The 21,054-nt window shown below is 59.2% G+C and carries 19 protein-coding genes; 15 read left to right on the plus strand and 4 right to left on the minus strand.

What is annotated here, in order from left to right; genetic code table 11:
- Positions 1-18 precede the first annotated feature (18 nt).
- From ccsA to VM554_01455, 4 genes are read left to right on the plus strand one after another with little or no spacing between them, the layout of a single operon-like run.
- The gene (ccsA, locus tag VM554_01440) at positions 19-840 is read left to right on the plus strand and encodes a cytochrome c biogenesis protein CcsA (GenBank protein ID HVJ07025.1); all 822 of its coding nucleotides are present in this window, start codon (positions 19-21) and stop codon (positions 838-840) included.
- Positions 837-2,237: a glutamyl-tRNA reductase gene (gene hemA, locus VM554_01445; GenBank protein ID HVJ07026.1), complete on the plus strand. Its 1,401-nt coding sequence runs from the start codon at positions 837-839 to the stop codon at positions 2,235-2,237. Before ccsA ends, hemA begins: the two co-directional genes overlap by 4 nt.
- The gene (hemC, locus tag VM554_01450) at positions 2,234-3,142 is read left to right on the plus strand and encodes a hydroxymethylbilane synthase (GenBank protein HVJ07027.1); all 909 of its coding nucleotides are present in this window, start codon (positions 2,234-2,236) and stop codon (positions 3,140-3,142) included. Before hemA ends, hemC begins: the two co-directional genes overlap by 4 nt.
- Complete coding sequence (locus tag VM554_01455) at positions 3,139-3,933, plus strand: uroporphyrinogen-III synthase (GenBank protein ID HVJ07028.1); 795 nt, start codon at positions 3,139-3,141, stop codon at positions 3,931-3,933. Before hemC ends, VM554_01455 begins: the two co-directional genes overlap by 4 nt.
- A 97-nt stretch (positions 3,934-4,030) precedes the next feature.
- On the opposite strand, the gene smc is transcribed toward VM554_01455, so the two are convergent.
- Positions 4,031-7,906, minus strand: coding sequence for a chromosome segregation protein SMC (smc, locus tag VM554_01460; GenBank protein ID HVJ07029.1), 3,876 nt, complete (start codon positions 7,904-7,906; stop codon positions 4,031-4,033).
- 546 nt (positions 7,907-8,452) lie between these two features.
- On the opposite strand from smc, the gene VM554_01465 reads away from it, so the two are divergent.
- Together VM554_01465 and metX are read left to right on the plus strand one after the other, a co-directional pair.
- Positions 8,453-9,784, plus strand: a complete 1,332-nt coding sequence (locus VM554_01465; protein HVJ07030.1) for a homocysteine synthase — start codon at positions 8,453-8,455, stop codon at positions 9,782-9,784.
- Positions 9,785-9,846: 62 nt separating this feature from the next.
- Positions 9,847-10,896 carry a homoserine O-acetyltransferase gene (gene metX / locus VM554_01470; GenBank protein HVJ07031.1) on the plus strand — a complete coding sequence of 350 codons (1,050 nt, stop codon included), beginning with the start codon at positions 9,847-9,849 and terminating at the stop codon, positions 10,894-10,896.
- 62 nt (positions 10,897-10,958) lie between these two features.
- Here the strand turns inward: metX and VM554_01475 are convergent, their stop codons facing one another.
- Positions 10,959-11,696 carry an SDR family oxidoreductase gene (locus tag VM554_01475; GenBank protein ID HVJ07032.1) on the minus strand — a complete coding sequence of 246 codons (738 nt, stop codon included), beginning with the start codon at positions 11,694-11,696 and terminating at the stop codon, positions 10,959-10,961.
- A gap of 310 nt (positions 11,697-12,006) precedes the next feature.
- Between VM554_01475 and VM554_01480 the strand changes: the two genes are divergently transcribed.
- Positions 12,007-13,278 (plus strand): hypothetical protein, encoded by a 1,272-nt coding sequence (locus VM554_01480; GenBank protein ID HVJ07033.1) that lies wholly within the window; start codon positions 12,007-12,009, stop codon positions 13,276-13,278.
- A gap of 116 nt (positions 13,279-13,394) precedes the next feature.
- Complete coding sequence (locus tag VM554_01485; GenBank protein HVJ07034.1) at positions 13,395-14,228, plus strand: hypothetical protein; 834 nt, start codon at positions 13,395-13,397, stop codon at positions 14,226-14,228.
- 4 nt (positions 14,229-14,232) lie between these two features.
- On the opposite strand, the gene VM554_01490 is transcribed toward VM554_01485, so the two are convergent.
- The gene (locus VM554_01490) at positions 14,233-15,030 is read right to left on the minus strand and encodes a TIGR00282 family metallophosphoesterase (protein ID HVJ07035.1); all 798 of its coding nucleotides are present in this window, start codon (positions 15,028-15,030) and stop codon (positions 14,233-14,235) included.
- Between the two features lie 181 nt (positions 15,031-15,211).
- On the opposite strand from VM554_01490, the gene VM554_01495 reads away from it, so the two are divergent.
- On the plus strand, positions 15,212-15,628 hold the full coding sequence (locus VM554_01495) for an Rrf2 family transcriptional regulator (protein HVJ07036.1): 417 nt from the start codon (positions 15,212-15,214) through the stop codon (positions 15,626-15,628).
- Positions 15,629-15,788: 160 nt separating this feature from the next.
- Here VM554_01495 and lysS read toward each other — a convergent pair whose 3' ends face one another.
- Positions 15,789-17,342, minus strand: coding sequence for a lysine--tRNA ligase (gene lysS, locus VM554_01500; protein HVJ07037.1), 1,554 nt, complete (start codon positions 17,340-17,342; stop codon positions 15,789-15,791).
- Positions 17,343-17,465: 123 nt separating this feature from the next.
- Between lysS and VM554_01505 the strand changes: the two genes are divergently transcribed.
- The 6 genes from VM554_01505 (at position 17,466) to VM554_01530 (ending at position 21,051) form a co-directional block, all read left to right on the plus strand.
- Positions 17,466-17,729 carry an AtpZ/AtpI family protein gene (locus VM554_01505; GenBank protein ID HVJ07038.1) on the plus strand — a complete coding sequence of 88 codons (264 nt, stop codon included), beginning with the start codon at positions 17,466-17,468 and terminating at the stop codon, positions 17,727-17,729.
- The gene (locus tag VM554_01510) at positions 17,726-18,136 is read left to right on the plus strand and encodes a hypothetical protein (GenBank protein HVJ07039.1); all 411 of its coding nucleotides are present in this window, start codon (positions 17,726-17,728) and stop codon (positions 18,134-18,136) included. The genes VM554_01505 and VM554_01510 overlap by 4 nt, the downstream gene beginning before the upstream one ends.
- A gap of 29 nt (positions 18,137-18,165) precedes the next feature.
- The gene (atpB, locus tag VM554_01515) at positions 18,166-18,936 is read left to right on the plus strand and encodes a F0F1 ATP synthase subunit A (GenBank protein ID HVJ07040.1); all 771 of its coding nucleotides are present in this window, start codon (positions 18,166-18,168) and stop codon (positions 18,934-18,936) included.
- Positions 18,937-19,075: 139 nt separating this feature from the next.
- Positions 19,076-19,378: an ATP synthase F0 subunit C gene (locus VM554_01520; GenBank protein HVJ07041.1), complete on the plus strand. Its 303-nt coding sequence runs from the start codon at positions 19,076-19,078 to the stop codon at positions 19,376-19,378.
- Between the two features lie 75 nt (positions 19,379-19,453).
- Positions 19,454-20,374 carry an ABC transporter ATP-binding protein gene (locus VM554_01525; protein HVJ07042.1) on the plus strand — a complete coding sequence of 307 codons (921 nt, stop codon included), beginning with the start codon at positions 19,454-19,456 and terminating at the stop codon, positions 20,372-20,374.
- Positions 20,338-21,051, plus strand: a complete 714-nt coding sequence (locus tag VM554_01530) for a hypothetical protein (GenBank protein ID HVJ07043.1) — start codon at positions 20,338-20,340, stop codon at positions 21,049-21,051. The genes VM554_01525 and VM554_01530 overlap by 37 nt, the downstream gene beginning before the upstream one ends.
- The last annotated feature ends 3 nt before the right edge of the window (positions 21,052-21,054 follow it).

The raw sequence follows: 21,054 nt of genomic DNA on the forward strand, positions 1-21,054 counted from the left end.
TCTCCTAAGGTTAATGCAATGTTCCTCATCTGGCTCAGGGTCGCTACCGCATTGTATGGACTGGCAAGTCTGGCTGCCCTGCCAGCTGTGCTCTATGGACGGCCCAGGTGGAACAAGGTCTGTCTGGGGGCGGCCATTGGAGGATTTTTCTTCCACTTCGTCTCCCTGATGGAAATGATGAACGCCGCCCACCACTGGGTTCCGACGGGGATGCATGAAGTTCAGTCGATGCTGGCTTTGCTGATTATGCTGGCTTTTCTTCTGATCGCTCTGCTCTATCGCACGGTTACCTTCGGTATGTTCGCCCTGCCGCTGGTGTTTCTGCTGGTGCTGATTCCCGCCATTGGGCCGGACAAATACACCTTCACGTCGCCCCTGATCCGTAACGGGTGGGTCTTCGTACACATTGCCGCGGTTCTTGCCGCCTATGCCGGGCTGATCTTCAGCCTGGTGGCCAGCTTGCTGTATCTGTTGCAGGAGCGTCGCATCAAGAGCAAGAGAAAGCAAAAGGCAGAGTTTCTGCCTTGGCTGCCACCCCTCGAAACTATTGACCAGATTGCCCACCGCACACTGCTGGTCGGATTCCACGCTATGACCATAGGATTACTGGCCGGGTCGCTGATTGCACAAGCCAGCATGGGATCGGCCTATTTCCGCGACCCCAAGGTGCTGCTGTCGTTCGGGATGTGGCTGCTGTTTGTCGTGCTGCTGTTTATTCGCAGGAGCAAGGGATTGCGCGGTCGCCGCGCGGTCTATCTCTCCAGCCTGGTCTTTCTGGTCATGCTCAGCGTCTGGGCGGCCAATCAGGTCAGCTCGTTCCACAGGTTTACGACCCCATGAGCGCTGGCAAAAATATTGTTCTGCTCGGGGTGAACCATAAGACGGCCCCGATCGAATTACGCGAACAGCTCGCCATCCCTGCTCACCGCCTTGCCGAGGCGACCGAGCGACTGGTGGCCACCGCCGGTATCGACGAGGGGATGATCCTCTCCACCTGCAATCGCGTGGAGATCCTTACCTGTCAGGAATCCGGAGCGGACCTGCTGCACTTTCTGAACCAGTATCTCGACATCGATCCGTCTTTGTTGCGTCCGCATATCTACGAGTACCGGGAGCAGGAAGCCGTGCGCCATCTCTTCCGGGTTGCGGCCAGCCTGGATTCCATGGTCGTAGGCGAGCCGCAGATTCTTGGCCAGGTAAAGGAGTCGTACACGGTTGCGCGCTCGGTGGGCGCGGTGCAGTCGAATCTGGAGAAGCTTCTCCAAAGCGCCTTTACCGTAGCCAAGAAGGTGCGTTCCGAGACTCAGATAGGCAGCTCCTCGGTCTCAATCGCGTCGGTAGCGGTAGAACTGGCGCAGAAAATCTTTGGCTCGCTCGATGGCAAGACCGTGCTGCTTGTCGGAGCAGGCAAGATGAGCGAACTGGCGGCGCGCCACCTGCAGCAGCAGGGCGCCGGAACCATCTTTGTGGCGAACCGCACGTACGAACGGGCGGTGCGCGTTGCGAAGGAGTTCCACGGACGGCCCATTCCGCTCGACGACCTGCACTCTACGGCGGACCAGGCGGATATCATAATCACCTCCACCGGAGCACCTCACCCCATCTTCCGCAAGGAGCATGGGCAGCGGTTCATGCAAAAGCGGCGCAACCGGCCGATGTTCTTCATCGATATTGCCGTGCCTCGGGATGTGGATCCCGGCATGAACCGGATTGAAGGCATCTTTGTCTATGACATCGATGACCTGCAGTCGGTCGCGGCTTCGCACCTGGCAGAGCGCACCCGCGAGGCGGAGAACGCCGAAAGCATCGTGGCTGGCGAGGTCGAGCGCTATCAGGTGAAGCTGCAATCGCTGAACGTAGTGCCTGCCATCGTAGGGATTCAACACTCCGCCGAGGAGATTCGCCAGATGGAACTGCATCGCGCACATGCGCGCCTTCAGTCGCTGACGCCCGAGCAACTGGCGGCGGTGGAGGCACTCACCCGGGGCATGATGAACAAGATGCTCCACCTGCCGCTGCAGGCGCTGAAGACCGCAGCTCGCGCAGGCGATGTCACGACCGTGGACACCATTTGCGGGCTGTTTCCTGCGGCAACGGGCGGTGAGTCTTCCTCGAGCGCACAGGAGCCACCTCTTCCGAAGTCCGCTCCCGTGCAGGAGATCATCAGAAAGACCGAGATTGAAGAAGACCATGTCGCAGCCGTGGGCGCTGTATCTCCGGCAAAGGAGCGCGCGTGATACGCATTGGCTCACGTGGTTCGCAGCTTGCCTTGTGGCAGGCCAACCATATCGCGGACGCCTTGCGTGGGGCAGGGCAGGAAGTTTCTATTGAGATCATCCGCACCACGGGCGATCAGATGCAGAGCGTGACCTTTGCCCAGGTGGGCTCCAAGGGAATGTTTACCAAAGAGATCGAAGAAGCCCTCGCAGAGGACAGGATCGATCTGGCTGTGCACAGCCTGAAGGACCTGCCAACGGAATTGCCCGCTGGATTTTCAATTGCCGCCATTCCGCCACGGGTGGACCCACGCGATGCCCTGGTGTCGGTGGACTATGCTCACTTTACCGATCTTCCGAGCGGCGCGCAGGTAGGAACCAGCAGCCTTCGCCGCCAGGCCCAACTGCGGGCTACGCGGCCGGATCTAGAGTATGTCGAGTTCCGCGGGAATGTGGATACGCGTCTGCGCAAGTTGGCCGAGGGGCAGGTGCAGGCCGTAGTTCTGGCCTCGGCAGGCCTGGAGCGGCTGGGCAAGACCGAATGGATACGCGAACGGTTCGATGCGGACCTCGTATGCCCGGCAGCAGGGCAAGGCGCCCTGGCAATCGAGTGCCGCAGCAACGATACCAGGACGCATGAAGTTGTTCGATTTCTCGATGACTCCGGGACACGCTTCGCGGTAACCGCCGAGCGAGCCGCTCTGAATGCACTGGGCGGCGGATGCCAGGTTCCGATAGGCGTCTACTGCACGCAGGAGAGAAGCAGCTATCGTATCCGCGGAGCGGTGGCCCAGCCGGATGGCAACCTGGTGCTTCGTGCCGAGGCACACGGGGAGAATGCGAACGCCCTTGGAACGCAGTTGGCAGAGGCGTTGCTGGGCATGGGAGCCGCGGAGATACTGGCCAGTGTGGGTACCGCGAGATGAACGCGACGGCCGGTCTGCTTGCAGGCAGGCGCATCGTCGTGACCCGCGCACAGCAACAGGCCGGACGATTGGCCGAGGCATTGCGTGCGCTCGGCGCAGAAGTCATCGAACTGCCGCTGATTGAAATCGCTCCGCCCGCATCCTACCAGCCGCTTGATGACGCACTGCGGCAGCTTGATTTGTATCAGTGGCTGATCGTAACCAGTGCCAATACGGTTCGCGTGCTGGCTGCCAGAGCCAGCTTGATTCCGATTGATCTGTCGAGCGAGAGGGGGCTGAAGACAGTCGCCATCGGCTCGGCTACCGCCAAGGCCATGCGGGAGCAGGGAATCAATGTCGATATTGTTCCGGAGAAGTATGTGGCGGAATCGGTGGTCGAAGCTCTGAAGCAGGCCGCGCCCGGTGCGAGAATTCTACTGGCAAGGGCCAGTGTCGCCCGCGATGTTCTTCCCGAGAGTCTGGCGAGTCTTGGCGCCCAGGTGGATATAGTGGATGCCTACCAGACGCTGATTCCCGCGGGATCGGATGCACGCGTCCGCACACTTTTCGGTGATCCGAAGTCTGTACCAGATGCTGTTACGTTTACCAGTTCTTCGACGGTAAAGAACTTCGTGGCGCTACTTGAAAAAGCTGGGCTGCGAGTGCCTCCCGCGAAATCGCAGGCTCTATCGATTGGGCCGGTCACCAGCGCGACACTCCGCGAGTGCGGATGGGAGCCCGCCATTGAAGCCGCACAATTCGACATCGATGGTCTGGTTACTGCGGCAAAACAAGCTCTGTCTGCATCCTGAACCCCTACGACCGCGCTGTGACGCAAGTCCACGACCCCACCTGCATCCACCACACACTGCACCAGAACGCCCGCGAGAACAGCAGGCACATTCGCTGCTAGGCTGTGGCGCGCCGCTGTTCGTCGGCACGCTGCTGCTGCCCGCCAAGGCGCACGCTGACGACCTTGGAGACGCCAGGCTCCTGCATGGTTACGCCATAGATCATGTCGGCGGCGCTCATCATGCGCTTGGAGTGGGTCACCATCACGAACTGCGTATCGCCGCTCATGCCGCGGAGCATATCCGCCAATCGGCCAACGTTGGTTTCGTCGAGCGGAGCATCCACCTCGTCCAGCACGCAGAAGGGGCTGGGCTGGTATTGGAAGATGCCCACCAGCAGGGAGAGAGCCGTCAGCGCCTTCTCGCCACCGGAGAGTAGCAGCACGTTCTGCAGTTTTTTGCCCGGCGGAGAGGCAACGATATCGATGCCGCTCTCTGCGGAATTCTCTTCATCGGTGAGTCGCATAAAGCCCTGGCCGCCGCCGAAGAGCTTGGCGAAGGTCATGCTGAAGTTTTCATTGATGCGGGCGAAGGCTTCATCGAACTTGGTGCGGGAGATCTGATCGATCTCCTTGATGGTGGATTGCGTGTTTTCGATGGAGTCGAGGAGATCCTTGCGCTGTGTTTCCAGAAACTCGTGGCGCTGAGAGATCTCGGTGTACTCCTCCAGGGCCATCATGTTGACCGGACCCATCGCTTCGAGGCGCTGCTTCAGGCCGCGGCAGGCCTCCTCTTCGCTGGCCAGCGCGTCGTCTTCCAGCCGGGAGATATCTTCCTGCGCGCGCAGCTCCGCGGCTTCAATGCCGAGATCGCTGACGCAGGCGGCCTCGACGTGCTCGAGATCGGCGGCAAGTTTGGCTGCGCTGGCGGCGCGGGCGCTGCGCGTTTCACGCAGGGCATCGGTCTCCGATCGAAGCGCTTTGAGCTGCTGCTCCGTTTCCGCAAGTGAGGCTCGCAGGGCACGCGCTTCTTCGGTCCACTGGGTGGATTGTTGCAGCGCTTCCTCGCGGGTTGCTGCGAGGGATTCCTGCTGACCTTCGAGCCGGGTGTTCTCGATGGCACGCTGGGCCTTTTCCGCTGCGGCGGAGGCTAGCTGCTGCTGCAGTTGGGCGACGCGGCGCTCCAGGTCGGCAAACATGCGATCGATGCGTTCGAAGGCAGCCTGCGCACCGCTGCGGCGCTCCTCCAGCCCGGCGAGTTGAGCGGAGACCTGCGCGGCCTCCTGCATGGCGTCTTCACGCTGGTTGCGCAGCTCCTGCATGGACCGCTGCAGCTCTGCGAGGTTTGCCTCGGCTGCTTCATGCTCTGCTTCGAGCTTTTGCGCCTCTTCACTCTTCTGCTCGATCAATGCCTGCTTGGCAAGCCGTGCGTCCTTGTTGCGCTCTGCCTGGAGCAGCCAATCCTGCAGACGGCGTTCGAGGCGCTGTACCTCTGCGTCCATCTGCTTGAGCGCGGCGCTCTGGTTGGCACTCTCGCGTTCCGCGTTGCGGCGCTCTTCGCTGCGGGCCTCGAGCAGGCGCGTCAGCTCCGTGAGGTGATGGGCAAGGGAAGTCGCATTGGCCTCAGCGGTGCCTAGAGCGGTAGCAACTGTTTCAAGCTTTCCCTGCGTTTCGCGCAGTTCGCGCTTGAGGGCGAGCGGGCCTTCCGCGCGAGGTTTTCCGCCGGTAACTGTGACGTTATGGAAGCACTCGCCGGAAGGCGCAAGGAAGAAGGCGTGAGGATTTTCCAGAGCCAGCGAGCGGGCGGTATCCGCATTCGGGGTAACGTAGCCCTCGCGCAACTTGGGCAGGATCACCTCGAGCGAATTGCCGAAGCCATCCAGAACGCGCACGCAGTCGCGCAGACGAACGACTCCCTCCTGTTGCCTGTATCCGGCCTCGCGCGCCTCAGCCGCAAAGGAGAACTTGGCTTGCGAGTCTTCGGGGTGAACGAGGAAGGTAGCGCGGCCATCCACATCTTTCTTGAGCAGGCGCATGCCTTCATGGGCCGACTCCCAGCTCTTCACGACGATGTAGTTGAGCTCATCCCGCAGAAATTCGTCGATGACGCTTTCATACTGCTCGTTGACCTCGAGAAAATCGGCAAGCGTTCCGACCGGGGCCAGTCCGCCATTGAGGGAGTTGGAGTGGAAGAGCTTGCGAACCGTATCGGTGGAGTAGCTGTGTTCGCGGATCAGCGCGTCGAGTGAATTTCTGCGGCCGGTCAGTGTGGCCAGTTCGGCGCGAAGCTGGTCGCCATGACGGCGAACCTCCGATTCCTCGGCGCGCTTGCTGGCAATCTCTTCGCGGAGGCTCTGGATCTCGCTCTCCAGGCGCTTGAGAGCTTCGGTGACCGTTTCAAACGTGAGGGATGCCTGACCACGCTCGGCGCCTAGCTGCTCTGCTTCATGCTTGGCCGCGTTTCTCTCGGTTGCCAGGCGTTCGGCTTCGCGCTCAAGTGCTGCGAGAGACTCCTCGGCCTGCGCGGTCTGGTTGCGAGCCTGTCCTGCCAGCGTCAACAGTTGCATGGTTGAGCGGCGACTCTTCTCAAGGCCCATATCGGCTTCGCTTACCTGGCGGGATGCGGCCTGTGCGCGCTGATTGCAAGCCTGTGCCTGCTCGCGAAAACCAGCGGCTTCGGCGGCAGCGGTCTCAAGAAAGCTGCGCTGCGATTCACGCTCGCTGGTCAATCCCTGCAGATGCTGTTTGGCCTGCTCGAGCTCCGCGGTTCCGGCAGCGCTGCGTGCTTCCAGTTCGGCGATGCGTTCTTCATTCGAGCGGCGGCGCTGCACGGCGCGCTCCAGCTCCACGGCAGATTGATTGGCACGGGTGGTGGCTTCCTTGGCGCTGGCTTCGAGCTCGTATCCTCGGGTCGTGCCTGCTGCCTGCTCCGCCTCAAGAGCTTCGACGTGGTGGCTGTGCTCGTCGATCTGTGTTCCCAGGGTGGAGATCTCAGCGGCGAGCGCTGCCTGCTCTGCGTCCATCTGCGCGATGCGGCTCGCAAGGACGACACGAAGGCGGGAGCGCATCTCTTCGCGGAGTGCCCCATAACGCTCGGCTTTGGCAGCCTGGCGCTTCAGCGATCCCATCTGCCGGGTGACTTCTTCGAATATGTCGTTGACGCGTGCCAGGTTCTGCTTGGCCTGTTCCAGCCGCAGTTCGGCAAGGCGCTTCTTGGTCTTGAATCGCGTGATGCCTGCCGCTTCCTCGATGATGGAGCGGCGATCGTAGGGCTTGGAACTCAGCAGTTGGCCGATCCGCTCCTGACCGATGATGGCGTACGATTCCGGCCCGAGGCCGGTGCCCATAAAGATGTCTTGAATATCGCGCAGGCGGCAGAGCTTGCCATTGAGCAGATACTCGCTCTCGCCGGTACGGAAGAGTCTGCGGGTAACGACGATTTCGCCTTGCTGCGGAGTCTTCTGGAACTTGCGGCGCCGGATCTTGAGCACCACAGCATTCTCGGCGGCATTCTCGGCGCCCGCCGATGTATTGGGATCCTCGAGCAGCGGGGCCGTGGTGGGAACGGCTTCCTCCTCGATTACCTGGCCGGGCTGCGATTCGGCGATGATCTCTTCGACTTCCGCCTGCTTTTCGAGGCGGATCTTGTCTTCGTCCCAGTCATGCTCGAGTTCATTCTCGATCACGATCTCCGGCTCGTTGAGCAGGGGGCCACCAACGTATGCCTCAGGATCGATCAGAGTGATGGAGACCTCGGCCATGCCCAGCGGCTTCCGGTCGCGGGAGCCGGCGAAGATGACGTCTTCCATCTTGCCTCCGCGAAGGATCTTCGCACTCTGTTCGCCGAGCACCCAGGTGATGCCATCCAGGATGTTGGATTTGCCGCAGCCGTTGGGGCCGACCACAACAGCGATGCCCTGGCCGGGAACGACAACTTCAGTGCGGTCGCAAAAGGACTTGAAGCCCAGGATCTGGATTTTTTTTAATTTCAGCACGGGGTCACTCCTTTTGACGGTTGGGCTGATTCTGGCGTCACCTGCAACTGCGAGGCGACCGGGTGCTTGCTCCCCGGCAGGATTCGGTATCTTGCTCCTGCAGTCATATGAGAAATGCTCCAGCTCAACCTGAGAAGCCTGCTCAGTCAAAACTCTAGCGAGGAGAGGGGAGGCGGTCAACAATGCCACCCCAACATCTTGTGGATAAGGCGTCCCTAACTCAAAGAAATGGGCCCTGACAGCATTTTAAGGCGATTTTCAGGGCTGGAAGAGGCAGAATGTTCCCTAAATCGCACCCGCAGGGTTTTTTGACATTGAGGGCGTGATTCAAGAATAATGGAAGAGATGTCGTCCCACTTCAATTTTGTCCTCACCATGGCCATATGCATGTGTATGCATACTGGGACCGCAGGTGCGTGTGTGGACAAACTGAAGAGTTAAGGCGGCAAGCAGATTCAGATTTTCCAGACGGCCCGGGTCCCGGAGAGGATTCGGGCCGTTGCCATTTGCGGGAAGCACATTTAACCATTCTTGAAGGAGCAGTAAATGTCAGAGGAAGCAGCGAAACAGCATTTTGCCACCCTTGCGGTACATGCCGGGCAACAGGTCGATCCCACGACCGGTTCGCGGGCTGTGCCCATCTACCAGACGACCTCCTATGTTTTTAACGACTCTGACCACGCAGCCCGCCTGTTCGCCTTGCAGGAATTCGGAAACATCTACACGCGGATCATGAATCCCACGACGGACGTCTTTGAGAAGCGGGTTGCCGCACTCGAAGGCGGAGCGGCTGGGCTCGCCACGGCTTCCGGCCAGGCGGGGCAGACGCTGACGGCTCTAACGCTGGCGGCTGCTGGAGATGAGATTGTTTCCACCACGTCTTTGTATGGCGGCACCTTCAACCTCTTTCATCACACCCTGCCGCGGCTGGGCATCACGGTTCGCTTTGTGGACGCTGACGATTTCGAAGGGTTAAAGGCAGCGATCAATTCCCGCACCCGCGCGATTTACGGGGAGACACTGGGAAATCCCAAGCTGGATGTGCTGGACATTGAAAAGTTTGCGAGCATTGCGCACGAGCATGGATTGCCGCTGGTGATTGACAATACCTCGGCCTCGGCGGCGCTGGTCCGACCGATCGAATGGGGAGCGGACATTGTCCTCAACTCCGCCACCAAGTTTATTGGCGGCCACGGCACCTCCATTGGCGGCATCATTGTGGACGGTGGCAAGTTCGACTGGAAGGCTTCAGGACGCTTCACCGAGTTCACGGCGCCGGATCCCTCGTACCATGGCATCTCCTACACTGAGGCTTTTGGCCCGCTGGCATTCATCCTGAAGGCACGCGTGCAGGGGCTGCGCGACACCGGCGCGGCGCTGTCGCCATTCAATGCTTTCCTGCTGCTGCAGGGGGCGGAGACGCTGCCGCTGCGCATGGAGCGGCACTCGCAGAATGCTCTCGCGGTGGCGAAGCATCTGGAGCAACACCCCGGGGTGGAATGGGTGAACTATCCCGGACTGCTTTCGAGCAAATACTATGAGCGTGCGACAAAATATCTCCCCAACGGGCAGGGTGCGCTGCTGACCTTTGGCATCAAGGGCGGATACGAAGCAGGGAAGAAGTTGATCGATTCGCTCAAGCTCTTCTCGCACCTCGCGAACATAGGAGACTGCAAATCACTCGTGGTTCATCCTGCATCCACCACGCATCAGCAGTTAAGCGTCGAAGAGCAGGCCAGCAGCGGCGTTACGGCCGAGTTGGTGCGGCTCTCCGTAGGGATTGAAGATATCCGCGATATTCTTGCGGATCTGGACCAGGCAATCGAAATAGCGAACGGCCATTCCGTGAAGAAGAAAGAAGAGCTGGCTGCACGATGAGCACTCAGGAAGACTGTAGCGTCACATTCCAACCTCCCGTGCCGACTTTCGAGGGAGACTTTATGGTCAATAAAGTCCTCTCCCTCGAGAGCGGGGAGTTCCTTGTCTATCCCATGCTGCACTATGCGATCTATGGCCACTTGAACGAGGCTCGTGATAACGCGGTGCTGGTATGCCATGCGTTGTCGGGGAACGCGCAGGTGGCAACCTGGTGGCCGCAGCTGTTTGCCCCGAATGGCCTGCTGGATCTGGAACGGGACTGCGTCATCGGGATCAACATCTTTGGATCCTGCTATGGGTCCACGGGGCCGAGTTCGATCGATCCCGATACCGGCATGCAGTATGGCCCGACGTTCCCGCTGATTAACGTTCGTGACATCGTGCACGCACAGGCAATGTTGATTGAGTCGCTCGGCATCGAGAAGCTGAAGCTGGCAATTGGGGCATCGATTGGCGGCATGCAGGTGCTGGAGTGGGCGATTCTATATCCGGAGAGGATCGCAAGAGCCATCAGCATCGGAGTCGCGCCGCTGGGCGCCATGGGGCTGGGGCTGAATCATCTGCAACGGCAGGCTATCCAACTGGACCCGGCGTGGAAGGGCGGTTACTACTCCCCGGAAGAGCAGCCTCAAGCGGGGTTGGCGCTGGCGCGATCGCTCGGCATCATCAGCTACAAGTCAGTGGAGCTGTTTGAGCAGCGCTTTGCGCGCAAGCCCAATCGCAATGGAGAAAATCCCTGGATTTCGAAGGCTGCAGGGCAAAACGGGCGTTTTGATGTAGCGGGATTTCTCGACTACCAGGGAGAGAAGTTCAATGGCCGCTTCGATGCCAATTCCTACATCTGCATCACCCGAACGATGGATACCTTCGATCCGGTGCGCGCGCATGAATCGCCCTATGTGGCCTACAGCCGGATCCAGTGCCATCTGACGCTGGTTGGCATCTCGACGGATTGGCTGTTTCCGCCGGAGGACATCCGCTCCCTGGCCGCGATTATCAAAGCCGCCGGAACCCGTTGCGACTATCGCGAGATGGCCTCGCTGCAGGGTCACGACGCGTTTCTGGCCGAGCCGGAGCAGTTGGTGCGGCTGCTGTCTCCCGTATTTGAGTAGCGTGTTCGAGTAGAGCGCTGTCTGCAGCGGAAGCCAATGTGCCCTGCAGACAGGCGCTCTGCCTATAGTTTGCGCGTGGGCCTCACGAGGACTTCGCTAATAAAGCATTGCGGGGCCTGACGCACCAGCATCTCTACCACGCCCGCAACGTCATCGGGCTGTACCTTCCATGCTTCATCCTTGAAGCTGCCCGAATCTCCCCTCCCGCCGAAACCCGTATTTACAGAGCCGGGAGCGACAACGGAGACGCGGATGTTGAACTTGCGCAACTCCTCTGCAACGGAGTAGGTGAGCCCGTTCAGCCCCCACTTGGATGCGGAATAGGCGGCTCCATTGGGCAGGGGGTTCTTGCCCGCGAGAGAGGAAATGTTGATGATGTGGCCGCTTTCCTGCTGGATCATCATCGGGGCCAGAGCGCGGATCATGAGGAACGGCGCGCGCAGGTTGGTCGCCATCAACGCATCCCAGTCCTCCACCTCCATCTCATGGAGAGGCTTCCCCAGCTCACCGATGCCCGCGCAGTTGACGAGCACGTCGCAGCGGGCATAGTTGAGGCGGATGTGCTTGCCCAGCCCGTCGATGGCCTCTTCGTTGTGGAGATCGCAGGGAAAAACATCCGCGCTGCCGCCCTTGCTCGCGATGGCCTCGCGGACCACTTCAAGGCGGTCGCGGTCCCGGGCGAGGAGGACAACAGTCATCTTCATGGCGGCGAGTCGATGGGCTATAGCTTCGCCGATTCCGCGTGTTGCGCCGGTGACCACTGCTACCTGAGAGTGAAATGCGCTGGTGAAATCGTCCATTGTGCTTTTACCCCTTGTTCTTTTACGATAAATTTCCAAGATGCGAACCGTCTCGTCCAGAGTGTATGCTGTCTCGACGAAGCTAGTTGGCCGAGCATCCCTCAGAACCGATCCAGCTTCTGTATTCACAGAGCGAAGGTAAGAAAGCGCGAACTTGTCACCCACGTCCAGTCATTTCTATAATCCATCAAACTCGCATCGAAATAATCCCGGGCAAGCCTATAAGCTGCTCCGGGGCGTGTCTCTTTATGCGAGTCTTTCGGCAGCAGTGAGTCACCGCATTGATAATCGCTTTTCCTAGGAGCGTTGAATGAAGAAGTTCGTTTTTGCCTCTCTGTTGGCCGTGGCCAGCATTACCTTCTGTGCCACGCCCTTTGTCCTGGCGCAGAATCCATCCGGCCAAATTACCATCAAGGACCCTGCCGAATACAACGCTTATACAAATGCGATCGGCCAGTCGGATCCAAAAGCCAAAGCAGCAGCAATTGAAGCATTTCTCAGTGCCTACCCGCAGAGCGTGGTGAAGAGCGACATGCTGGAACAGTTGATGGCCGCCTACCAGGCGAGCGGGGATCTGAACAAGACGGTAGATGCAGCAGGCCGCCTGCTGCAGATCGATCCCGGCAACGTTCGCGCCCTTGCGCTGACGGTATATATCAAGAAAGCCCAGGCAGCACAGAATCCCGCCGGCGCTCAGCCCCTGCTCGATGATGCAGCGGCACTTGCGCAGCGCGGCCTGAATGCCACCAAGCCGGCAAACATGGCGGAAGGGGACTTCGACAAACTGAAGAAGGCCACCACGCCCATCTTCCACAGCGCGATTGCTACGGATGACGTAGGAAAGAAGGACTTCAAGGGCGCGGTCTCCGAGTTCCATGCAGAGCTGGAGTCGGTGGCTCCCGAGCAGACCACCTCCGGCCCATCCCTGAACGATACCTACATGATGGGATCGGCCTACATTCAGATGGATCCTAAGGATCTGCTGAACGGCATCTGGTATCTGGCCCGCGCGGCTGCCTATGCTCCGGAGCCGGCGAAGAGCCAGATCGATGCTCAGGCAAAGTACTGGTATAACCGCTACCACGGTGGTATGGACGGGTATGAAACAGTCCAGGCGCTGGCCAAGAGCAGCGTGTTTCCAACCGCCGACTACAAGATCACACCTGCGCCGTCGCCACAGGAAGTTGTTGCCAAGATCGTAGCCGAGACTCCTGATCTCAAGACCCTGGCGCTCTCTGATAAGGAATTCATCCTGGCGAACGGCAAAAAGGAAGATGCCGACAAGCTTTGGTCGCAACTGAAGGACGTTACGACCAAGATTCCAGGTGTCGTCGTTGCGGCAACACCCACCCAGATACAGCTTGCGGTCAGCGAAGATGCCAAGACCTCAAAGGTTGCGGATTTCACGGTGAACATGAAGTCGCCGCTGAAGACGCTGCCAGCAACTGCTTCCAATGTTGAGCTTATTGCCACCTTTGACTCCTACACCGCGAGCCCTGCAATGATCGTGATGAAGGATGGGGAATTGCCCGAGGCCAAGAAGCCAGTGGCACATCCTGCTCCGGTTCATCGCCACAAGTAAACTGGAACCAGACGTTCACCAAAAGGGCAGCCTGCAAAGGCTGTCCTTTTGCCGTCTGGCGATCTGATTCTGGGCTTCTGTGCAGGGGAAGATCGGAATGGTAAGGTAAAAGCAGAATGAGCAGAATTTCTCTACTCTCGACCATACTCTTGCTTACAGCAGGCACCCCTGTTCTCTGGGGACAGTCAGATCTGCAGCCTGTCATTCCGGTCCCGCACGTGCTCCTCCAGATTGAAGAGCGCTCTCCCGAGCAGATGGACGCTGCGGATCGTCAACTGCTCGCCGCGCAGCAGTCCGCCATCGTCAGCGCGGCGACTGTTTCCGGATATGATTTGCAGCAGGGAAGCTGGACTTACGAACAGGCTGTGTGTCCATCGTTTCCAGGAACGATGCTGCTGCGTTACAGCGATGCCTCCCCTGCGGCTCGTGCCAGCCGGTTTGTCGCCGTGCTGGATCGTGCATCCGGCAACGTGAGGATCTCGCCGATCGTACGTGCAGGCAATAGCCCGTTCCATTCTTCCTACAAGAATCCCAATACCTTCAGTATCTTCAATCAATTGCTTGCGCGGGAGGGTCTACGGATCGAGGACCCGTCTTTGCAGGACCGGGGCCAATGGGTGAGGCTCGCCCTGTGTTACGCGGAGTTGAGTGGAGATCATCCGACGACCCTGCTGACCGATACGCTCTATGGCGAAGCCTTTGAACGAAATGTGAATGTGCCGATCGAGCGGGCTGAGAAAGATGGTTCGTTAACTCTCGAGTTCAGCGACGTGAACGATTCTAAGTCCACCATCCAGTGGAATTTGAATTTTGATCCGCACGGTAAATTGGTTGGAGTGGAGCGCCAGCGGCGGCAAATGAATTCGCCCGTTCGTCAGTTCAAGACGAATACCGAACTGATGCCCCAGACAAAACCCCAGACAAACGCGCCCCAGACAAACGCCAAGTAAGCCGCTATTCGCCGAGTTGCAGACGCCGGATCGACAGGGCGCGCCCCGTTGCGCCGTCACACTCGATGAGCGTGGCTGACATCCGGGCATCTCCCCGTGCAGCCTCAAACTTGCCGGGCATTCCGGTTAGAAATCGTGCCAGTACCAGATCTTTTTCCACTCCGATGACGCTGTCGTAGGGCCCGCTCATGCCCACATCGGTCTGGTAGGCTGTGCCGCCGGGGAGTACGCGCTCATCGGCGGTCGGCACGTGGGTGTGGGTTCCGAGAACCGCCGTCACCCTGCCGTCGAGATACCAGCCCATGGCGACCTTCTCCGAAGTTGCTTCGGCGTGCAGGTCCACCAGGATCACTTTGGCCTGGATCTGCTTGAGCAGGGTATCGACTGTGCGAAAGGGATCGTCGCTGGAATGCATGAAGACGCGTCCCTGGAGGTTGAGGACGGCATAGGCCTGTCCCGTTGGCAGGGTGCCTTCATAGACGCCGAATCCGGGCGTGCCAGCGACGTAGTTGGCGGGCCGAATCAGACGCCGGGGCCGTTCGTGGCTCTCCGCCGGAACCGACTGCATGTACTCGATCACCTCGCGCTTGTCCCAGACGTGATTTCCGGTGGTTAAAACATGCGCGCCCATATCGAAGAGCTCTTCGGCGATCGCGGGAGTCACTCCGAATCCGCCTGCGGCATTCTCCGCATTGATGACGACGAGGTCGACGCCAAAAGAATCCAGTACGTGGGCGAGATGCTCGCGGACGATACGGCGTCCAGGGCTGCCAAAAACGTCACCGACAAAGAGAATTTGCAAGAGAACGAAAACTCCAATCCAGGCCGGATCGGCGGGGCTATTTCGTCCCGCACGAGGCCAAACCTTGATCGTAGCATGTCTGCGTAAATCGCCCGTCGGCTATGCCTTACGGAGAACCTGAACATGGCAACGTGATAAGAACACGTGTGCTGATTGACTCAACTTGTGTTAGCGTTTCGGCATGGCCGTCAATTGCCGCTTCGCTACCGGGGTTCATGCTCTCGTCCTTCTTGCCGCTGAACCTGAGATATTGCAGACGTCGAACGACATTGCCCGCAAACTGAACACGAATCCAGTTGTGATCCGGCGTGTTCTCGCTGCCTTGCAGAAGGCCGAACTGGTAAGCAGTCAGAAAGGGCCCAGTGGTGGATCCCGCTTATCCCGTCCGGCAAAATCGATTACGCTTCGGGAGATTTACCGGGCTGTGGAGAATGGCCCCATCTTTCACTCGCCTGAGCTTGCCGGAGCTGCTGCGGCGCGCGTGGGGACGGCATTGGAGAAGGTCTTTGCCGAGTCTCAGGATGCGCTGGAGTCCGAGTTGGAGCGGACGACCCTGGCCCAGCTACTGAAGAAATTGAGCCGCAAAGGGAAGAAGTAAGTTTCTTCTTGGTCTGGGGCTTTGCTCTGCATCTTCGGCGAGCAGCGGTTTTTGAAGTTTCGCCTCTGCTGGGTCCATGCTTCTGAAAATCAAAGCGCGGCTTTCCCTGGAGGAAAAGCCGCGCCGAGTTCTGCTGCCTGGAGAACAGGTTGCCGACGGCCTAGTTTTCAGCAGGCTGCTGGTCGTTCTCCTGGGGCGCGAGCTTCCTCATCAGCGGGAAGAGGATGACGTCGCGGATGGATTTTGAGCCTGTCAGGATCATGGTGAGACGGTCGATGCCGATGCCTTCTCCCGCGGTTGGCGGCAGACCATAGCTCAGCGCCCGGACGTAGTCCTCATCCATCTGGTGGGCTTCATCGTCTCCGCGCTCGCGCTCATGGAGCTGCTGCTCGAAGCGCTTTCGCTGCTCCTCGGGATCGTTCAGCTCACTGAAGGCGTTGCCGAGCTCAAATCCTCCGATATAAAACTCGAAGCGCTCCACCCAATCGGGCTCATCCGTCTTCTGTTTGGAGAGGGGAGAGACAGCGATAGGGAAGTCGTAGATGATCGTTGGTTGAACCAGGTGGTCCTCCGCCACGGCTTCAAAGATGCTGGCGATGGTCTTGCCCCGCGGTTCTCCCAGCTTGGAATCGACGCCGACGCCGGCTGCGCGCAAACGCTGGACCATGGCAACGACAGCATCGTCCTGGGCGAAGTCGGAGAGGGATGGCTTGTCGCCTGCCGGCTCGGGCCAGAAGTGGAGGATCGCTTCGCGCATGGAGAAGCGTTGCCACTTCCCTAGATCGATCTCGGTGCCATTAAAACTGGTCAGCAGGGTGCCGTTGACCTCAAGAGCCACTTTCTGGATCAGCTCTTCTGTGAGCGTCATCAGGTCGTGGTAATTGGCATAGGCCTGGTAGAACTCGATCATCGTAAATTCCGGATTGTGCTGTGTGGAAACACCTTCATTCCGGAAGTTGCGATTGATCTCATAGACGCGATCGAGACCGCCGACCACCAGCCGCTTGAGATACAGCTCCGGCGCAATGCGCAGGTAGAGATCCATATCCAACGCGTTGTGGTGTGTGATAAAGGGCTTGGCCGCAGCGCCGCCGGCGATGGAGTGCATCATCGGTGTTTCCACTTCGAGGTATCCGCGGTCGTCGAAGAAGCGGCGAATGGCCTTGAGGATGCGCGCACGCTTCACGAAGGTCTCGCGCACATCGGCATTCATAAACAGATCGACGTAGCGCTGGCGGTAGCGGAGTTCGACGTCCGCCAGGCCATGATATTTCTCCGGCAGGGCCAGCATCGCCTTGGCGAGAAAGGTGATCGTCTCGACGTGCAGCGAGAGCTCGCCAGTGCGGGTACGGAAGAGGTATCCGGTCACTCCGATGTGGTCGCCAAGGTCGAGCAGCTTATAGAGCTGAAAGGCTTTTTCTCCAACGGCATCGAGCCGGACGTAGATCTGCAATCGCTCTCCACCCTGCTGCAGGTGGGCAAACCCAGCTTTTCCCTGGCCACGAATCGCCATCAGTCTTCCGGCGATGGATACGGTAACGCGGTTCGCCTCAAGCTCTTCGGTGGTGCTGGAGCCATACTGCTTGAGAATCTCTGGAATGGTATGCGTGGCGATGTATTGGTTGGGATAGGTCGCCTGTCCCAGAGCGGCGATCTGGCTCAGCTTTTCCTGGCGCAGCGCCAGTAGATTCCGCTCAAACTCTGACTCGAACACGTTCTGCCTCATTTAAGTGTGGATAGAAACCATTGTCAGTATAGCTGCGAGCAGGCAGGGCAGTGGACACGATGGTAGTATCCGCTCTGATGTAACATCGCAGATGCAACCCGTGGAGACGCCATGGCTTTTGAGACTCCGGATCCGAAACAGAAGCACGATAGCGGCGGGCTGAAGACGCTCGTCCAGGCCGAGAAGATGATGCAGATTGCCATCATGCTGCCTGCGGCGGTGTTTATCGGCTACATTCTGGGCTATTGGCTGGACAAGATGCTCCACCAGACCTGGATCAGCATTGTGGGCCTGCTGCTGGGTGGCGCGGCTGGATTGACGAGCGTGATCCGCATGGTGCTGCATACGGGAAAAGACGGAGACAGCGACGTTTGAGCGAACCAAACCCATTCCTTGAATTTACCGATGCGGATTTGAAGGCCGCGCTGCATCGTACCTTGCGGACAATTGGGGTGCTTGCGGCGGTACTCTTTTTGCTGGTGAGCCTCGCTGCGGGGTGGCGAAGCGGCGTGCTGCTTATCGTGGGGGCAGCGGTTTCGGCGAGCGGCGTCTATGAGTGGCAGCGCCTGATCGGTGTGGTGAATGCCCGCCTGGATCATGCGCAGAATCCACGGGGTACAGGAGCAGTTGTCGCGATGTTTTTTCTGCGTCTGCTGCTCGCAGCGGGCCTTGTCTATGTTAGTCTTAAATGTTTCCACGGCTCCATTTACGCGCTGTTGGCAGGACTTGCATTAGCAGTGGTAGGCCTGTCCATTGAAGCGGTGCGTCTGGTTCGGGCTTAGGTTCGGCAGCTGGTGGCTGAAAAAGGATTATGCAAGCGTCTCTCGCATTTACTCATTTCCTGAATCATGTCTTTGGAGCACCGCTCGCTGGATTGCTCGAAAAGATCGGCTTCCACGCGTCGGTAGCGGGGCACCCAAGCCCTCTCGACTTCAATCCGTCTGCACCGTTTACCGATGCTTTTGCGCTGGAGCTGGGGGTTGCGCTCTTCCTGCTGCTGTTTTTCGTGGTCGTCCGCTTCTCGCTCAATGTGGAGAAGCCGGGGGCGATGCAATCCACGGCCGAGGCATTGAACGAATTTGTGGGCAGCCAGGCGGACCAGATTATCGGGCACGGCTACGAACGCTATCAGGCCTTTGTCGCGACGATTTTCCTGTTTGTGGTGTGCTGCAACCTTTTGGGCCTTTACCCGGGATTTGAAACTCCAACGGGAAACCCCAAGGTGCCGCTCGGTATCGCCATCCTGACGTTCCTCTACTACAACTACCATGGGGTACGGGTTCAGGGGCCGGTTGGCTATGCCAAGCATTTTCTCGGTCCTATCTGGTGGATCTCCTGGCTGATGTTTCCCATCGAGATCATCTCGCACCTGGCACGCATCATGTCGCTCACCATCCGTCTTTTTGCGAATATGTTTGCCAGCGATCTGCTGACGCTGGTCTTCTTCTCGCTGGTCCCGATAGGGGTTCCGATCGTGTTCCTCGGATTGCACCTCGGTGTTGCCTTGATCCAGGCCTACGTGTTCATGCTGCTGGCGATGATCTACCTGACAATTGCGGTATCGCACGAGGAATCGGCGTAACCAGGCCAGGGCCGGAAATAGAATCTTCCTTGCGGGGGCGCTTCCACTCCGCAGAGTGAAGGCCGTAAGTGTGAGGGCGCCGGCACGGTGAGCGTCAACCACCTCCTTCGGCAATTTCTACGGAAGCTAGGAGAGTGTAATGCGGAAACTTCAGTATTTTTTCATGACGATGGCTGCGCTGTTGATGGCAATGCCTGCGTATGCGCAATCGGCGGCTAACCAGCCGATCAGCATGGTGCCGATTGGCGCCGGTATCGGTATGGCAATAGCCGCGGGGCTTTGCGGACTTGGTCAGGGCCGTGCGACGGCCTCGGCTACCGAGGCTCTTGCTCGCAACCCAGGCGCTCGCGCTGGCATCCAGTTGCTGCTCGTTCTCGGTCTGGCCTTCATGGAATCACTCTCGCTGTTCACCCTGGTCATTATCTTCCTGAAGGTAAAGTAAGCTCACCCGATGGATCGTTCGATCGGTGGCCCCCGGAACCTCCGGGGGCTTTCGACTTTCTGAGAGAATGTTTCGATGACGGCTGCGCTGGAATTCGTGGAGATATCGAAGCATTACGGGAAACTGATCGCGCTCGACCGGTTGAGCCTGTCCGTGAATCCAGGCGAGATTCTGGGCTTTGTGGGGCCAAACGGTGCAGGGAAGACGACCGCCATCTACCTTGCGTTAGGTTTTCTGCGCGCGACCTCGGGTAAGGGCCGGATGCTGGGGCATGAGTTCGGCAGCACCGCCAGCCGATTGCGGCTTGGCTTTCTTCCCGATGCTCCCACTGCCTTCGCTGGCAGCGCACAGGATGCTGCGTTGCTTGCAGGTCGCCTGAATGGCGTTGCCGACACAAATCTGCGAGTTCGCGCTCGGGAACTGCTGCTCTCCCTCGACCTTCCGCCCACGGGGCGCGATGCAAGACAATTTTCCCGTGGCATGCAGCAGCGGCTGGGGCTGGTTGAGGCGTTGGTGAATAATCCCGATTTGCTGATTCTGGATGAGCCGACCTCCGCGCTTGATCCGCCGGGAGTGCTGCAGGTGCGGGAGATTCTGCGCGGCGCCCGCTATGCCGGCAAGAGCGTGTTCTTTAGTTCGCACCAGCTGAGCGAGGTAGAGCAGCTTTGCGATCGTGTGGCCTTTCTGCATGAAGGGCGTTTGCTGCGTTGCGGAAATCTGGACGAGCTGATGACCGACTCCAGCCGTACCGAGGTGGTGGTTCGCGGAGCGAATTCTTCTGGAGAGGGGCTGGCGCCCTTCGCAAAATTTCGCGTGGCAGCTCCACAGAAGGATGGAGAGACGAAATGGGTGCTGCCTGCGGAGATGGCCCGGCAGGTGATTGAAGCTGCATGGACCGCGGGCGGCGAGTTGTTGCTGGCGACGCCGATGCGCCGCACACTGGAGGATCTTTTTGTGGAGTGGAACGCAGATGGCTCGATGAGGCCGCAACCATGAAGGCTTTGCTGCTGGTAAAGCCCTTGCTGTGGATGAATCGCTGGCTCTTGCTGTTGCTCATGCTGTGGCCTTATGGAATGGCCGCCGTTCTGCTGGCTGGCGGCATGCAGCCTGCTCCCGACGATGTGCTGTCGGTTCTGAAGCAGGAGAGCATGTATGGAATCGCCCTGGTGGGATTCAATGGAGCCGCCCTTCTGGGGAATGAGCAACGTTCGCGGAGGATCATCATGGTACTGGCGCGGGCGGTGAGCCGGTCGGAATATCTGCTGGCCCTGCTGCTGGCTGCATGGGTGCCCCTCTTGCTCTACGTGACAGGCTTTGCGGTATCGGCCTGCCTGCTGGTGAGCCTGGCCGGAGCGTCGCTGCAGGTGGTCTGGAAGATGATGTTGCTGCAACTGCTGGCAGGAGTGTGGCTGGCGTGCCTGAGCGTGGGCTTCTCCATCTTTCTGCCGTCGATTCTGGCGTCGCTGGCGGCATTGGGAACCGCTTCTGCGCTGACCTACCTGGATGGTTTAGGACCGGGGCGCCTTCTCGCTGGCATGATGCGGATGCCGCTGACCGCGACGCCTCCGGTGAACCTGGTCGATGTGCTGGTGACCTTGGCTGGGTCTGCGGTCGTCTTCGCCGTAGCAAGTGTCGCCTTTGCACGACGCGATCTGAACCTGAGTGCCGACTAGAGT

The sequence above is a fragment of the Acidisarcina sp. genome, assembly GCA_035539175.1.
GTDB lineage: Bacteria > Acidobacteriota > Terriglobia > Terriglobales > Acidobacteriaceae > JANXZS01.

What these genes read in the sequence shown, in the direction of transcription:
- VM554_01525 (HVJ07042.1), top strand. Translation starts at nt 19,454, where the DNA reads ATGACGGCTGCGCTGGAATTCGTGGAGATATCGAAGCATTACGGGAAA.
- VM554_01480 (HVJ07033.1), top strand. Translation starts at nt 12,007, where the DNA reads ATGAAGAAGTTCGTTTTTGCCTCTCTGTTGGCCGTGGCCAGCATTACC.
- VM554_01465 (HVJ07030.1), top strand. Translation starts at nt 8,453, where the DNA reads ATGTCAGAGGAAGCAGCGAAACAGCATTTTGCCACCCTTGCGGTACAT.
- metX (HVJ07031.1), top strand. Translation starts at nt 9,847, where the DNA reads ATGGTCAATAAAGTCCTCTCCCTCGAGAGCGGGGAGTTCCTTGTCTAT.
- VM554_01520 (HVJ07041.1), top strand. Translation starts at nt 19,076, where the DNA reads ATGCGGAAACTTCAGTATTTTTTCATGACGATGGCTGCGCTGTTGATG.
- atpB (HVJ07040.1), top strand. Translation starts at nt 18,166, where the DNA reads ATGCAAGCGTCTCTCGCATTTACTCATTTCCTGAATCATGTCTTTGGA.
- hemA (HVJ07026.1), top strand. Translation starts at nt 837, where the DNA reads ATGAGCGCTGGCAAAAATATTGTTCTGCTCGGGGTGAACCATAAGACG.
- VM554_01505 (HVJ07038.1), top strand. Translation starts at nt 17,466, where the DNA reads ATGGCTTTTGAGACTCCGGATCCGAAACAGAAGCACGATAGCGGCGGG.
- VM554_01485 (HVJ07034.1), top strand. Translation starts at nt 13,395, where the DNA reads ATGAGCAGAATTTCTCTACTCTCGACCATACTCTTGCTTACAGCAGGC.
- VM554_01475 (HVJ07032.1), bottom strand. Translation starts at nt 11,696, where the DNA reads ATGGACGATTTCACCAGCGCATTTCACTCTCAGGTAGCAGTGGTCACC.
- ccsA (HVJ07025.1), top strand. Translation starts at nt 19, where the DNA reads ATGTTCCTCATCTGGCTCAGGGTCGCTACCGCATTGTATGGACTGGCA.
- VM554_01495 (HVJ07036.1), top strand. Translation starts at nt 15,212, where the DNA reads ATGGCCGTCAATTGCCGCTTCGCTACCGGGGTTCATGCTCTCGTCCTT.
- VM554_01455 (HVJ07028.1), top strand. Translation starts at nt 3,139, where the DNA reads ATGAACGCGACGGCCGGTCTGCTTGCAGGCAGGCGCATCGTCGTGACC.